Raw genomic sequence first — 14,040 nt, 5'->3', positions numbered from 1 at the left:
CGCCCATGAACGCGATCGCCTCCGAACGCGCGGTCGTCGCGGGTCCGCCGGAGCCCGGGCGGCTGGCCGGGCTGACGGACCGGGTCGCCGCCGTGGCCGCCGAGCACCTGGACCGGACCGACCGCGACGCCGTCTTCCCCGTCGAGGCGCTGGACGAGATGCGCCGCACCGGGCTGCTGGGTCTGCTGGTGCCGGTCGAGTACGGCGGGCTGGGCGGCGGCCTCCGGGACATGATCGAGGCGTGCGTCTCGCTCGGGCGGGTCGACCTGTCCGTGGCGATGATCTTCAGCATGCACTGCCAGCAGGTCGCGGCGGTGGTCGAACACGGCGACGAGCGGCTGCGCACGGAGCTGCTGCCCCGGATCGCCGACGGCAAGATCTACGTCGCCTCGGTCACCACCGAGGCGGGCAAGGGCGGCCACCTGCTCACCTCCGAGGCGGCCCTCGACACCACGGGCGACGAACTGGACGTGGATCGGTTCGCGCCCATCGTCACCGGTGGCGCGCACGCCGACGGCTTCCTGGTGACCATGCTCGCGCCGGGTGCCACGTCGCCGCATCAGGTGTCCCTCGTCTACGCGCACCGCGACCAGCTCGTCGTCGAGCAGACCGGCGACTGGCAGCCGCTGGGCATGCGGGCCAGCCACAGCGTCGCGCTGCGCCTGCGCGGCAGGGTGCCGGAGCACCATGTGGTCGGCGGGCAGGGCGACTTCCGGGCCATCGTCACCTCGGTGTTCGGTCCGATGGCCCACCTGGGCTGGTCGGCGTCCTGGCTGGGCACCGCGGCCGGCGCCCTCTCCCGGGTCGTGCGGATGCTGCGCTCGCCGGAGAACCGCAACCGGGTCGACCTGGGCTCCGAGCTGCTCCTGACCAGGCTGTCCCAGGCCCGCAGGCGTCTGGACACCGTCCACGCCCTGCTCACGCAGACGGAGCGGACCGTCAGCCGGAGCCCCGATCTGAGCCTGCCGAGGATCCAGCTCCAGCTCAACGCGCTCAAGATCACGGCCGCCGAGGAGTGCTTCGCGGTCGTCGACGGCCTCATCGAGGCGGTCGGCATGCGGCACGGCTATCTCAAGGGGTCCCCGACCCGCCTCGAGCACGCGCTGCGGGACCTGCGCTCCGCGTCCTTGAACTACAGCAACGACCGCCTGCACCTGGCGGACGGCAAGCTCGCCCTCCTCGATCCCGAGGTGCGGTTTGTCTGACCTGGCATCCGCTTCCCCGGAGACCTCGCCGGCCGGTTACCGGAAGCTGGTCTCGCAAGCGCTGGAGGACGTTCCGGCCGGCGCTCCGGCAGCCGACGTGTGGCGAGCGCTCGGGGCGGCCGGCGCCTTGTCCGCGCTGTACGCCGGCGGCAACGCCCTGGGCCCGGTCGCGGACCCGGCACGCCTGGGCGCCCTGCTCCGGGCCGTCGACGCCCGCGGGGACAACGGAGCGACGCTCAGCGTCCTGGTGCAGGCGGCCAGCGCCCTGCCGGTCCTCGGCTCCGGCCGGTCCGGCCCCGCGCCGGCCGCGCCTTCTCCCGTCGCGGCCGCCCAGGCACAGGTCCTGGCGGGGACCGCCCAGGTGGCGCTCGCCGCCACGGACGAGGCGACAGCGGGCTCCGATCTCAGCGGGCTCGGCACGGAGCTGCGGATCGAAGGCGACGAGCTGGTGGTCCAGGGCGGCAAGCGCTGGGTGACCAACGCCGGCACCGCCGAGTACCTGCTGGTCCTGGGCCGGCACCGGCCCGGCCGGCACTTCACCAGCTTCGGCTGGGTCCTGGTACCGGCCAGGACGGCGGGCGTGACCGTGCGCACCGCGGCGACCGACCTGCTCGTGAACGCGGCGACCGGGCACATCGCGTTCGACTCGGTGCGCCTGCCGGCTGATCACCTGGTGGGCAGAAACGGTCGGGGCATGGCCGTGTTCGCCCGGCACATGAGCACGGAGCGGCTCGCCGGCGCCCAGTGGGCCGTCGCGCTCACCAGCCGGGTGCTCGCGGACACCCGCGAGCGCCTGCGCCGGCGGACGGTCGACGGAGAGCCGCTGTGGCACAACGCGGCCGTTCGCCAGGGCTTCGCCGAGTGCCTGGTACGCGTCACCCAGCTGCGAGCGCTGTGCGACAACCTCGCCGAGACCGCCGCCAAAGGACAGGACCTGTCGGCCGGGGCCCTGTTGAAGTCCGCCGTCGGACTGACGGTCGACCCCGTGCTCGCCCGGTGCGCCCAGCTTCAGGGAGCGGACGGCTTCGCCGCGAGCGGGGCTCAGGGCATCCGCGCGGAAGCAGCGGTCCTCGGTATCGGCGGGGGCGTGACCGAGCTGATGCTCGCCGGTGTGGCCGACCTGTCCGAACAGCTCCTGACGGAGCTACGGGCATGAAGACGCCAGGGCCGGACGAGGAGTCCGCGAGCAGGCCGAGGCGAACCGCGCAGCCCGGTGGCCGGTACGAGATCGCGGACGGGGTGTGGGTCCTGTGCCGTTCCGATCGCGCGGGGCCGGACACGGCGGAAGTCCACCGGGACGATCGCGCCCAGGCGGCAGGCTTCCCGTCCTGGCGGGCCGAGGAGTTCCTGGCGGGGCGAGCCACCCTGCGCCGGCTCCTTCGCGAGGTGCGCCCCGACCTCGCGGACACGGCGGTCCGCCCCGACGCGCGGGGACGTCCCTGCCTGGTCGGGCATCCGGACATCGGCGTGAGCATCTCGCACGACGGCGGCCTCAGCGCCGCGGCCGTCGCCCCGGGCCGCCGCGTCGGCGTCGATGTGCAGCTCCCCGCCGACGAACCGTCCGAAGGCATGCTCCGGCGCTGTCTGCGGGGGTACGCCGCGCCACTCCTGAAGCTGCCCGCGCCGGAGCGGGCACGCGAACTCGCCTGGGTCTGGACCGTCCAGGAGTCCTGCGTCAAGGCGGCGGGCACCGGTCTCGCCGGCCGACCCTGGGCCATCGCCGTGCCGCCCGGCCATCGCCGGGGCCGCTGGGGCCGGTACCGGTGGGCCAGTCTGCGCGACAGCTCCCCGGTCCCGCTCAGCTGCGCCTACACCCCTCGCGAAGACCCCCGTGCCAGGGGCCGGCGCACCGCCCCGCCCGTCGACTTGGAGTGCTGACGTGCTTGACGCCCCAACGAAACCTCCCCAGTTGAGCTGCTACACGACCAGCCTGGTCTGCTATCTGGCAGCGGAGATCCCCGCCGTGACGCACCGTTTCGCCGAGGCGACCCGGTTGGCGGTGCGCACCGACCTGCCGGCGGGCGAGCTGGCGTTCTCGCACCACACCCGGATCGACGTCACCGAGGACGGCGGAGAGCTGGCCTATCGAGGCGCCGCCGACTGGAGAACGGCCCGGGAAGGGCTGCTCGCCGAACTGGAGACCCAGGGCCGGGTGCTGGCTGTCGCCAACACCGAGCACCTCGCGTGGGCACCGGGACACGGCCGGGCGGCCGCCCCGCACTGGATCTTGATCCAGGGACGGCGCGACGGCTCCTGGGAGGTGGCCGACCACTTCGCCGCGCTCACCCCGCACGGCGAACAGGAGCCGTTCCTGGGACGGCTGGACGACGCCGAACTCGCGCAAGCCCTGGCGCCGGTCGAGGAGTTCGGCCCCGAGGTGACCCGCCGGGACCGCATGGCGCTCGGCCGGGCCACGGCCGTTCCGCCCATGGGCCACCACCGCTGGCTCGTCCGCACCCGCGGCGACGGCACGCCGGCCCAAGAGCCCCGTGACGGCGCCCCGGACGACGGACAGTGGCTGTTCGAGCCGGTGGAGGTGCTGTCCCACGTCCTCGCGGCCTTGCTCGCGGACCCGGCGGCGGCCGCTCGCCACACGGACGACCTGTGGGCCGCCGCACGCCACTACGCGCACCGCAACACGGTCCTGGTCTCGGACGGCCTGCTGGATCCCGAAACAGCCGCAGCCGAGACCGAGGCCTGGCAGGAGCTCCCCAAGATACTGCGCATCGCGGCCCTGTCCGCGGCGCGCGGCCGGCCGCGGACCGGTCTGGTCGAGGAGGCGTTCACCGATCTGATCCGTGCCACCGAGAAGTCGAGCGCCGTCGCGCCTAGCAAGGGATGACCATGAAACGTACTCTGTACGAGTGGTTCGCCGCCTCCGTCGCGCAGTACCCCGACCACGTGGCCCTCGAAATCGGAGCAGACCGCCTGACCTACCAAGAGCTGCACGACGCGGCCGAACGCATAGCCGCGCGGCTGCTCTCCGCGGCCGACGAGGTGCCGCGGCGCGTCGGGCTGCTGGCCGAGCGCAGTGTCCTCGCCTACGCCGGTTATCTCGCCGTACAGCTCCTGGGCAGCACGGTCGTCCCGCTCAACCCGGCTTTCCCGGCTGCCCGGAACGCCGCGGTCGTGACCGCCGGCGACCTCGACCTCGTCCTCGCGGAGACAACCGGCGAGGACACCGGGGCACTTGCCCTACCGGCCCCGGTCGTGGCCCTCACGCGTACGCCGGCGGCGGAGGGCATCGGCGTTCCCGCTCCCCGGCCGGCCGGGCCCGAGAGCATCGCGTACGTGCTGTTCACCTCCGGTTCGACCGGCACACCGAAGGGCGTGCCCATCCGGCACGGCAATGTCTCCGCGTATCTCTCCCACGTCATACCGCGGTACGGGTTGGGGCCCGGTAGCCGGATGTCGCAGACCTTCGACCTCACCTTCGACCTGTCGGTGTTCGACATGTTCGCCGCCTGGGGCAGTGGCGCCACGTTGGTGGTTCCCACGCGACGTGACCTGTTGGCGCCCGTGCGGTGGGCGGCGCGAGCGCGGCTCACCCACTGGTTCTCCGTGCCGTCCCTGGTGTCTCTCGCGCGCCGGATGCGGGCGCTGAGGCCGGGGGCCCTGCCGGCCCTGCGGTGGAGTCTGTTCTGCGGGGAACCCCTGACGTTGCAGCAGGCTGAGGCATGGGCCGCGGCGGCACCGGGAAGCACGCTGGAGAATCTCTACGGGCCGACCGAACTGACCATCAGCTGCGCCGAGTTCCGACTGCCCCCGGATGTCGCGGACTGGCCCCGCCCCGCCAACGGCACGGTCCCCATCGGGGCGTTGTATCCAGGGCTTGCCCATCAGGTGCTCGACGCGGAAGGGCTCCCGGCCGACGACGGCGAACTGGTCGTCCGCGGACCCCAGCGGTTCCCCGGCTATCTGGACCCCCGGAACGACGCGGACCGGTTCCTGCTGCACGACGACGCCACCGGCACCTGGGTCCCCCACTCCGGGGACACCCCGATCACCGCCGACCACTGGTACCGCACAGGTGACCGAGTCGCCCGGCAGGACGGACGGCTGATTCACCTGGGACGGATGGACCAGCAGGTGAAGATTCGCGGCTACCGGATCGAACTGGGCGAGATCGAGGCCCTGTTGCGCGAGCGATCGGGTGTGCGCGACGCGATCGTCATCGCGGTCCCGGACGCTCGTGGCGACTTGTCCCTGGAAGCGATCTGCACCGGTCCGGATCCCCGGCCGGAACAGATCCTGTCCGACCTGCGCTCCCGGATACCCGAGTACATGATCCCGCGAAGCGTCACCGTGTTCGACGAACTGCCCCTGAACGTCAACGGAAAGATCGACCGACAGACCGTGGCCGCCATGATCGCCGGCCGGCGCGGATAGCCGCCGTACAGCCGAAAGGAGCGCGATGAAGACCGACGACTGCGTACCAAGCCATCTGAGCGTCTCCGCCGAGGACTACCGTCATGCCATCTCCCGACTGCCGACCGGTGTCTCGGTCATCACCACGGTCGGACCCGTCGGGTGTACGGCCAACGCGGTCATGTCCCTGTCCGTGGATCCACCCAGTGTGCTGTTGTCCCTGTCCACCGCGAGCCGGACGCTGGAGCACATCCGGTCGGAAGGACGCTTCGCGGTGAACGTCCTGTCATGGACGGATCGACGGCTGGTGGCGCAGTTCGCCACGGGCACCCCGGCGGAGCGGTTCGCGGGTGTGCCCTGGCACTGGGTGGGCGGCGTGCCCGTACTGACACAGGCTTCGGTCGCCGTGGTCTGTACCGTGCGGGAAACGGTGTCGCTCCTGGACCACACACTGATCGCGGGCACGGTGGAGTGGACCCGGGTCAGCGACACACCGGCGACCGTCCTGTACGGCAATGAGCAGTACGCCGTCGGACCCTGAGCCCGCAGGCCTCGAGCATCGCGGCTCCGGGGCGACGGTGAGCTCCCGTTCCTCCGCGAGCCCTCAGCAGTTCCGTGAAACCCCTCACTCAGAAAGCAGGGCCCGCCCATGCCCATACCCATGCCGAAATCGCTGAGCACGCTGCGGGATCGCTCCTACTTATTCCTGTGGACCGCGCGCAGCATCTCCGCCATGGGCAATGCCCTGATACCCGTGACCGTGGTCTTCGCCATCCTGCGCTCAGGGGGCAGCGCCATGGATGTCGGCACGGTGCTCACCTGTCATGCGGTGGGCCAGGTGGTGATGCTGCCGGTGGGCGGGGTCTGGGCGGACCGGCTGTCCCGCAAGCTGGTGTTGATGGCTTCCGACGCCATCCAGGCGGTCTGCTACGGCCTGCTCGCCGTGATGATATTCCTGGACCGGGCGGCGGTGTGGCAGTTCGCCGTCACCTACACGATCGCCGGCATGGCCATGGCCTTCTTCACCCCGGCATCCAGGGCCGTCCTGCCCGAGCTGGTCGGCGCCGAGCACCTCCAGCCGGCCAACGCCCTGCTCGGTCTGACCGACAGCACCACCAAGGTGCTCGGCCCGGCCCTCGCCGCGCTGCTGTTGGCGATCTCCAGTCCCGGCACCGCGATCCTCGTCAACGCCATCAGCTTCCTGCTGAGCTTCGCGCTGATCTCCCGCATGCACCTGCACCGGCAGGCGCAGCGATCCGAGAAACAGCACTTCTTCGCGGACCTGCGCGACGGCTGGATGGCGGTGGCCCAGCGCCGCTGGTATCTGGCCAACCTGCTCTGCTGGGGCGTGTGGAACTTCGCGATCGCGTTCTTCTTCGTCCTGGGCCCGGTCGTGATGCAGAACGGCCACGGCGGAGCCACCTCCTGGAGCGTGATCATGATCACCGGTTCGGTCGGCTCCATCGTCGGCGGGCTGGCCGCCCTGCACTACCGGCCGCGCCGCCCCCTGGTCACCGCGAACGCGGCCGCGGTGATCGGCATCGCCCCGCTCGCCCTGCTGGCTCCCCCCGCCCCGCTCTTCGTGATCGCTCTCGGCGTGGCCGTGGCCTTCACCATGACCTCGCTCGTCGGCGAGATCCTGGCGACCACGCAGCAGCAGATCTTCCCCGAGGAGATACAGGCCCGCGTCAGCTCGCTGGACTGGATGATCTCGTTGATCGCCATGCCCGCCGGCTATGCCGCCGCCGCTCCGGTCGCCGAGTTCCTCGGGATGCGCACGACCCTGCTGGCCGCCGCGGCCCTCATCGGCACGCCGTGCCTGCTGCTGAACCTGCTGCCGGGCGTGCGCTCGGTGCAGCGCCTCCCCGACGGCACCATCGCCGTCGTCGGCGAGCGCGACACCGCCGCGCCCCTCCCCGAAGCCGCCTCGGTTCCCTCGTTGAAGGTCTCGACCGAGACACCCGGTTCACCGGGTCGGTGAACCCGCCCGTCGCCGTGCCGCCCTCGGCCTCCGACGCATCCGCAGGGGGTTGAGGGCCGCTCGGCCGGGTGGCGTTCCATGGGCTGCGGTGCGGGCCGGTCAGGGGGCCGGGCGACGCCGTGTCCGCTCGGACCCGATGTCCCGGAACCCACCGTAGTTCCCGCATGCACAGGATGCTCCATTCACCCGAGACGCCCTCGAAGTGCCGCGATACACCTGCTGTGTGCGCACGCCATGCATCCGCAATGCGTCACCCATGCGGGGCTCGACTGGAAGTGGATCAGCGTGCAATGGTGGCGTGACACACGCTGGCGAACCGGAGCTGACGACGCACGCCGGGCGCGCGGTCGGCGACCCCGGCTGCCCCGGCTTACGGGGGTTACTGACGGCTATGCGCTACACATTACTGGGACCGGTCGGGATGGACTTCGAGGACATACCGCTGGCCGTGAAGCGTCCACGGTGCCGGGCAGTCCTGGCCTATCTACTGCTGCACGCCAACCACGTGGTCTCCACGGGGCAGTTGATCGACGCGCTGTGGGGCGGCTCGGAGCCGCAGACGGCCCGCTCGCAGATCCAGGCCGACATCGCGGCGCTGCGCCGGGTGTGCCGCGACGCCGGAGCCAAGATCCCGGTCGAGAGCCGGGCTCCCGGGTACTCGATCACCGTCGACGACGGCGAGCTCGACCTGGACGTCTTCCGCAGCGCCATGGCCCGGGCCCGCCAGGAGGCCGCCCGCGGCGACAACCGCTCGGCGGTGCGGCTGATCCGCGAAGCGCTCGCGCTGTGGCAGGGCATGCCGCTGGCCGACATCGCTGTCAGCTACGCCGAGTCCGCGCAGACCCAGCTGACCAGCCTGCGCCTGACCGCCTACGAGGATCTGGCCGACCTGGAGATCGCCGAAGGCAACCACGGCGCGCTCATCGACGACCTGATGCCGCTGGTCGCGGCGCACCCCCTGCACGAGAACCTGCGGGTGAAGCTGATGCTCGCGCTGTACCGCTCGGGCCGCCAGACCGCGGCCCTGGAGCAGGCGCGCGAGCTGCGCTCGCTGCTGGCCGAGCAGCAAGGGCTCACCCCGGGCCGCAGGTTCACCGACATGGAACAGGCGATCCTGCGCGCCGATCCCTCGCTGGACGCCAGGGCGCCGCACCCGCCGGCCGAGACGCCGCACACCGTATCCGAGCACGAATCGGCCGCCGAACCCGACGCCCCGACGGACGGCGCGCTCCCCGACGGCCCGGCCGCGCCCTCGGCGCCGCCGGTGCCGATGCAACTGCCGTCGACGCCACAGCTGGTGGGGCGCCGGCACCTGCTCGACCAGCTCGACGACTTCCTGGCCGGGAGCCGGTCCGGCGAAGGAGTCCCGGGCACGGTCGCGGTGGTCGGCCCCGCAGGCGTCGGCAAGACGACGCTGGCCGTGCACTGGGGCCGGACGATGGCCGACCGCTTCCCCGACGGCCAGCTCTATATCAATCTGCATGGCCACGACACTCAACGCGCGTTGACCCCGGCGCGGACGATCGCCCGCGCGCTGCGCTCACTGGGGCTGCCCCGGGACGCCATCCCGGCCGAGGCCGACGAACTCATCGACCTGTACCGTTCGACGGTCGCCGGCAAGCGCCTGCTGGTGCTGCTCGACAACGCCCGGTCGGTCGACCAGGTCCGCCCACTGCTGACCACCGGGCCGGGCTCGGCGACCCTGATCACCAGCCGCTTCCGGCTGACCGGCCTGGTCGTGCGGGACGGGGCCCACCAGGTGACGGTCGGGCCGATGTCGGAGGAGGAGGCCGAGCAACTGCTGGAGCGCATGCTCGGTGCCGAGCGCCTGCGCGCCGAGCCGGGCGCGGCCCGCAGCCTGGCCGAGGTGTGCGGGCGCATACCGCTGGCGCTGAGCATCGCGGCGGCCAACATCGCCAACCATCCGCCGACGTCGATCACCGACCACATCAAGGACCTGCTCGACGGCAACCGCCTGACCGCGCTCCAGACCCCCGGCGACAGCGACAGCACGATGCAGACCGTCCTCGGACAGTCCTACGACGCCCTGGACCCGGACGCCCGCCGTATGTTCCGCCTCCTCGGACTCTCGCCGGGACCGGACTTCACGGTCGCGGCGGCCTCGGTGCTGGCCGGCCTGAGCCGGGCGGAAGCCGGCCGCCTGGTGGACCGTCTGCTGGACGCCCACCTGATCAGCCAGTCGGCGGCGGACCGCTTCGCCCTCCACGACCTCACCCGCCTGTACGCGCGAGCCCTCGCCGAGGCCGAGGACTCCGAGCCCGACCGCGACACGGCACGCGGCCGTCTGACCAACTGGTACCTGGAACGCACCCTCGCGGCGCAGGCGCTGGCCTTCCCCTGGTACGCCCGCCTGTCCGGCGCGGAGCACTCCCCCGGCGCGGACCTCGCCACCGCGGACGAGGCGCTGGCCTGGTTCGACAACGAGATCCCGAACCTGATCGCGGCCCTGCACGACGACCCGATCGGCACCCACACCTGGCGGATCGCCGACGGTCTTCGCCCCTACTTCGCCACCCGGATGAACGTCGGAGACTGGATCGACGCCGCCAACGCCGCCATCATGGCCGCCGAGCGCCTGGGCAACGCCGAAGCCCGGTTCAGCGGGTGGTACAGCCTCGCGCACGCGAGCATGAGCGTGAGCGACTACCCGAAGGCGATGCGGAGCTTCAAGACGGCCCTGTCGATCGCGCGCGCCATCGGCCACCGCCAGGGCATCGACGGCTGCGAGAACTTCATCGCGCAGATCCTCATCTTCACCGGGCACCTCGACGAGGCGGCCGGCCGCCTGGAGTCGGTGCTGCCCGCGGCACCGGACCACAGCGCTCCCAGCACGGTGGTCACCCTCTCACGGCTCGGCGAGGTGTACTTCGAGCTGGGCCGTCTGGCCGACTCGCTGCGCGTGCGGTGCCAGGCGCTGGAACTGGCCACCGCGGCCGGCGCGCGCAATCAGGAGCCGTACGTCCTGGCCAATCTGGCCCTCGTGAAGCACGCCCTGGGAGACGTGGAGGAAGCCGGCGCGCTGTACACCCGAGCCCTGATCATCCTCGGCGAGTTCGGCGACACGGACCTGGAGTCGGCGGCCATGAGCGAGCTGGCGACGGTCCACCTGGACGCCGGACGGCCGGCGGCGGCGCGTGAGTGCGCGCAGGAGGCGTGGCGCCTGGCCCAGGGGCTCAGGGCACCTCGCTGGAGCTGGCTGGCACGCAGCGTCCTGGCGACGGTCAACCGGGATCTGGAGGAACACCTGGCGGCGGTCGTCCTGGCGGACGAGTCGGGCAACCCGGGCTGGCACAGCCGGGCCCTGGTGGCGACCGCGGCCACGGCCGAGGCCCTGGGACGGCCCGACGCCGCGTGCGACTACGCCTACCAGGCACTGCACCTGGCGGTGACCCACCACTACCGCATGTCCGAGGCCGACAGTCTGCTGATCCTGGCCCGGACACAGACACCGGGCAGCCCCGAAGCCCACGACTTCGCGCACCGCGCGCTGGCCATCCATCGGCAGACCGGACGCCGTGTGGGCGAGCAGCGGGCGCGAGCGCTGCTGGAGGAGTGGAGAACAGCCGAGACGACCGCCCGAGTGACCCGCCTGATCCAGGTTCCCGCCTGGCAGGCGCCGCTCCCCGCCTGCGCCGGCGTTCCCCGCCGGTGGCCCGCCGACCGCCGGCCGACCGAAACCCTCCCGCCCGCCGTGGAGATCGGGCCCGGAACCATGGAAAAGTGATCCGTCCGGTACTTCCTCGTCCCGGGGCTGCGGACACTCGTCGGCGCCCAGGCCGACGGCGTGCCGCTGCCCCGTCTCCACGCCGACGAGGCGCTGTTCGGCCCCACAGCCGAGCGGCCTGGACCATCCGGAGGTGCCGACGGAAGGGAACAAGCGTTTAGGGGACTGGTCGCGCTCCGGTCACCTTTCCGCGGAATCGGCAACGGACGTGCGGGCAAACCGACTCCGACGGTCCCGGCTCCGCGGTGGTCGACCGCAGACTCACGGCCCTCGACGCCGCGATCGACCGCCTGACTCGGCTGCGCACCCGCCTGGCACCGCACAGACACGGACAGCCGTGACGACCCGTCGTCCGCACCGGCTTTCCGTGATCGTCCCGGGGGCGCTGGGGCCCCGGCCCGGGCGCCGGGGCGGCCCCGTGGTTCAGCAGCGAACACCTCGGGCCGCCCCGCACTCGTCCGCGACGCTCCTGATCCCGCTCGAGGACCTGCTGCCGTGGTCAGCGTCCCGGGTTCGGGCGCCGTCGGGGTCCGTGCCCGGGCCGACCGGATCGCCGTGCGGGCGCGGGCCGGTCCTCGAGCGTGGCGGCGGGTGAGGAGAAGCCTCCCGGGACAGCAGGCCGCGCAGGGGCCGGAACCTGCCCGGTGGCCTGCTCGGGCGGGTGGTTCGGGCGGGCGGCTCGGGCGATGACGGTGGCATGCGGGATCAGCGCGGCGCACATCGCGCAGACCTCCTCCACGCTCCAGACCTGGCCCATGGTGGCGTCGTGGCGAAGGATCATCACCACGGTGCCCGAGCAGCGCACCCTGCTCTCGTGAGGCGCGCACTCCGTCGAGCCGCAGTGGCACCGGGCGTTGGGTCGAACCGTGGCCGCCCTCGCGTGCGCGGCGGCGTGCTGGGCGGCGAAGGTGCGCAACGACGCGAGGTCCTTGGACCGCTGTGGCATCCGGCAGGCCGTGGTACTGCAGGTGAGCGTGGCGGAGCGGTCGCTGTGCCCGGTGAGACGGACCGTCCAGGCCCGCCCGGGCACACGCTCGGCTGAAGAATCGGTGGAGACTGTCGTCACGGCACGGCTACCCGTTCTGGTCGATCGATGATGTCGGTCCACTATGCGCTACCCGGCCGCCCGACAGACAGCAGGTTCGCCGAGGACCGCCGGACAGCCCGAGGCGACCGGTGGCGAACCTCGCGGCCGACCAGGCCGTCAGCGGCGCCGCGCGGCCTGGGTGTGCGAGGGGGCGACCCATGCGTCGACGTCCTCCTGGGCGACGGCGCTCCGTGAAGTCAGTTCCGGAGAAAGTCAGTTGACGTAACCGAGCCGTACCCGCTGCGAGCCCGACAGGCGTCCGGACCGGCGCTTGGGATGGGCAGCCGCTCCGATGCCCGCCCGAAGTGCGGTTCCTCGGCGACGGAGAGAAAATACCGCAGCCGGCGCAGTTGCACCCGGTCACAGCCGGTCGTGGCAGCGGTGCCGGCAACGAGCGCGGGACGGATGCACCGCCGACGGAGGGAGTACCTCATGCGAGAGTTCCTGGTCGAGATCACCACCACCGTCCCCGAGGGCACCGCCCAGGACGAGGTGGACCGGCGCCGGGCCGCCGAGGCCGTGCGGGCCGGGGAGCTGGCCGGCACCGGTCATCTGGCCCGGCTCTGGCGCCCCGTGGGCGAGTTGCGCAGCATCGGCGTGTGGCGGGCCGCCGACGAGGAGGAGCTCCACGAGAAGGTGCTCGGCACTCTGCCGCTGCGCCCGTGGATGAGCCTCACCGTCACCCCGCTGGAGTCCCACCCCAATGATCCGGGCCGGGGCGACGCCACCCGATGACGGCTTCAGCCGGCCCGCTCCACCGGGAGCCACAGTTCGGCATCCGCTTGCGTCCTGTCCGGGGACAGCTGCGTGCGCAGAATCTCCGGCCCCGGGCGGCTGCGGTACGGGTTGGACGGGAACCACTGGGTGAACACGTCCCGCCACAGCTCCTGGAGGGCCTGCGGCACCGGTCCGGACGTGGTGAAGACCGCCCAGCTGCCGGCCGGGACGGCGAGCGTCGCGGCCCCTTCGGGGGCGGCGGCGGACGTGATCACCCCTTGGTAGTAGTCCAGCTCGGTGCCTTCGGCGCGACTGGGATCCAGGTCGTCGCAGACCGCGACGATGCCCCGCGGCTCCTGGTCCGACAGCTTCTCCAACTGCTCCAGCATCCGCGGACCGATGCCGCGGACGAAGTCGATGATGGCCCGATTCGGTCCCAGGTGCACCAGAGGCACCCGGGTCCTGGGCCCCACGACGGTGAAGTCCGGCCTGTCCACCACGCGATAACGCATACTGCTGCTCCCTTCGACGGTGAGGCGGAAGGACAACCGGGGCTGCGAGACGAGCGCGGCGCCGGTGCGCCGCGCCTCACCGGGTCCCACCCCGTGCATGGCACGGAACGCCCGGGCGAACGCCTCGCCCGAGCCGTAGCCGTAGCGCACCGCGATGTCCAACAGGGACTCCCGGCCCGCGAGCACCTCGGCGCCCGCGACGGTGAGCCGGCGACGGCGTACGTACTCCGACAGCGGCATGCCCGCGAGCGCGGAGAACATCCGGCGCAGGTGGTACTCCGAGGTGGCTGCGACGCGCGCCAGCTCGGTCACGTCGACCTGCTGGTCGAGGCGGCCCTCGATGTCCTCCATGGCCTGGTTGAGGCGCTCCAGCACTTCCGGTCCCCTTCCCTCTTCCCGATCACCACACTAGGAAGCGGGCTCCT

Annotated in this window: 11 protein-coding genes; 10 read left to right on the top strand and 1 reads right to left on the bottom strand. The window is 72.2% G+C overall.

The features are described 5' to 3' along the window. Positions 1-5: 5 nt before the first annotated feature. The 10 genes from AQJ64_RS39875 to AQJ64_RS39835 all read left to right on the top strand — a co-directional run bounded on the left by AQJ64_RS39875 (position 6) and on the right by AQJ64_RS39835 (position 13,121). Positions 6-1,205: an acyl-CoA dehydrogenase family protein gene (locus AQJ64_RS39875; protein WP_079062212.1), complete on the top strand. Its 1,200-nt coding sequence runs from the start codon at positions 6-8 to the stop codon at positions 1,203-1,205. Continuing rightward, complete coding sequence (locus tag AQJ64_RS39870) at positions 1,198-2,361, top strand: acyl-CoA dehydrogenase family protein (RefSeq protein ID WP_206189867.1); 1,164 nt, start codon at positions 1,198-1,200, stop codon at positions 2,359-2,361. Before AQJ64_RS39875 ends, AQJ64_RS39870 begins: the two co-directional genes overlap by 8 nt. Next, a complete protein-coding gene (locus tag AQJ64_RS39865) occupies positions 2,358-3,083 on the top strand; it encodes a 4'-phosphopantetheinyl transferase family protein (RefSeq protein WP_157881121.1) in 726 nt (241 codons plus the stop codon). Before AQJ64_RS39870 ends, AQJ64_RS39865 begins: the two co-directional genes overlap by 4 nt. Before the next feature lie 31 nt (positions 3,084-3,114). Beyond that, positions 3,115-4,047 carry a hypothetical protein gene (locus AQJ64_RS39860; RefSeq protein WP_079109129.1) on the top strand — a complete coding sequence of 311 codons (933 nt, stop codon included), beginning with the start codon at positions 3,115-3,117 and terminating at the stop codon, positions 4,045-4,047. A gap of 2 nt (positions 4,048-4,049) precedes the next feature. After that, a complete protein-coding gene (locus AQJ64_RS39855) occupies positions 4,050-5,594 on the top strand; it encodes an amino acid adenylation domain-containing protein (RefSeq protein ID WP_338060012.1) in 1,545 nt (514 codons plus the stop codon). A gap of 25 nt (positions 5,595-5,619) precedes the next feature. After that, positions 5,620-6,114, top strand: coding sequence for a flavin reductase family protein (locus tag AQJ64_RS39850; protein ID WP_055637569.1), 495 nt, complete (start codon positions 5,620-5,622; stop codon positions 6,112-6,114). A 120-nt stretch (positions 6,115-6,234) separates the two neighbouring features. After that, on the top strand, positions 6,235-7,554 hold the full coding sequence (locus tag AQJ64_RS39845; RefSeq protein WP_157881122.1) for an MFS transporter: 1,320 nt from the start codon (positions 6,235-6,237) through the stop codon (positions 7,552-7,554). Between the two features lie 391 nt (positions 7,555-7,945). Next, positions 7,946-11,299: an AfsR/SARP family transcriptional regulator gene (locus AQJ64_RS39840; RefSeq protein ID WP_159060339.1), complete on the top strand. Its 3,354-nt coding sequence runs from the start codon at positions 7,946-7,948 to the stop codon at positions 11,297-11,299. Between the two features lie 686 nt (positions 11,300-11,985). After that, positions 11,986-12,117 (top strand): hypothetical protein, encoded by a 132-nt coding sequence (locus AQJ64_RS51905; protein ID WP_276206715.1) that lies wholly within the window; start codon positions 11,986-11,988, stop codon positions 12,115-12,117. Between the two features lie 701 nt (positions 12,118-12,818). After that, a complete protein-coding gene (locus tag AQJ64_RS39835) occupies positions 12,819-13,121 on the top strand; it encodes a muconolactone Delta-isomerase family protein (protein ID WP_055637572.1) in 303 nt (100 codons plus the stop codon). 5 nt (positions 13,122-13,126) lie between these two features. Here AQJ64_RS39835 and AQJ64_RS39830 read toward each other — a convergent pair whose 3' ends face one another. Continuing rightward, positions 13,127-13,990 carry an AraC family transcriptional regulator gene (locus AQJ64_RS39830; RefSeq protein WP_055637573.1) on the bottom strand — a complete coding sequence of 288 codons (864 nt, stop codon included), beginning with the start codon at positions 13,988-13,990 and terminating at the stop codon, positions 13,127-13,129. Positions 13,991-14,040: the final 50 nt, after the last annotated feature.

This window comes from Streptomyces griseoruber, from assembly GCF_001514205.1.
GTDB classification, from domain to species: Bacteria; Actinomycetota; Actinomycetes; order Streptomycetales; family Streptomycetaceae; genus Streptomyces; species Streptomyces griseoruber.
This window is presented reverse-complemented; position numbering and strand designations above follow the sequence as displayed.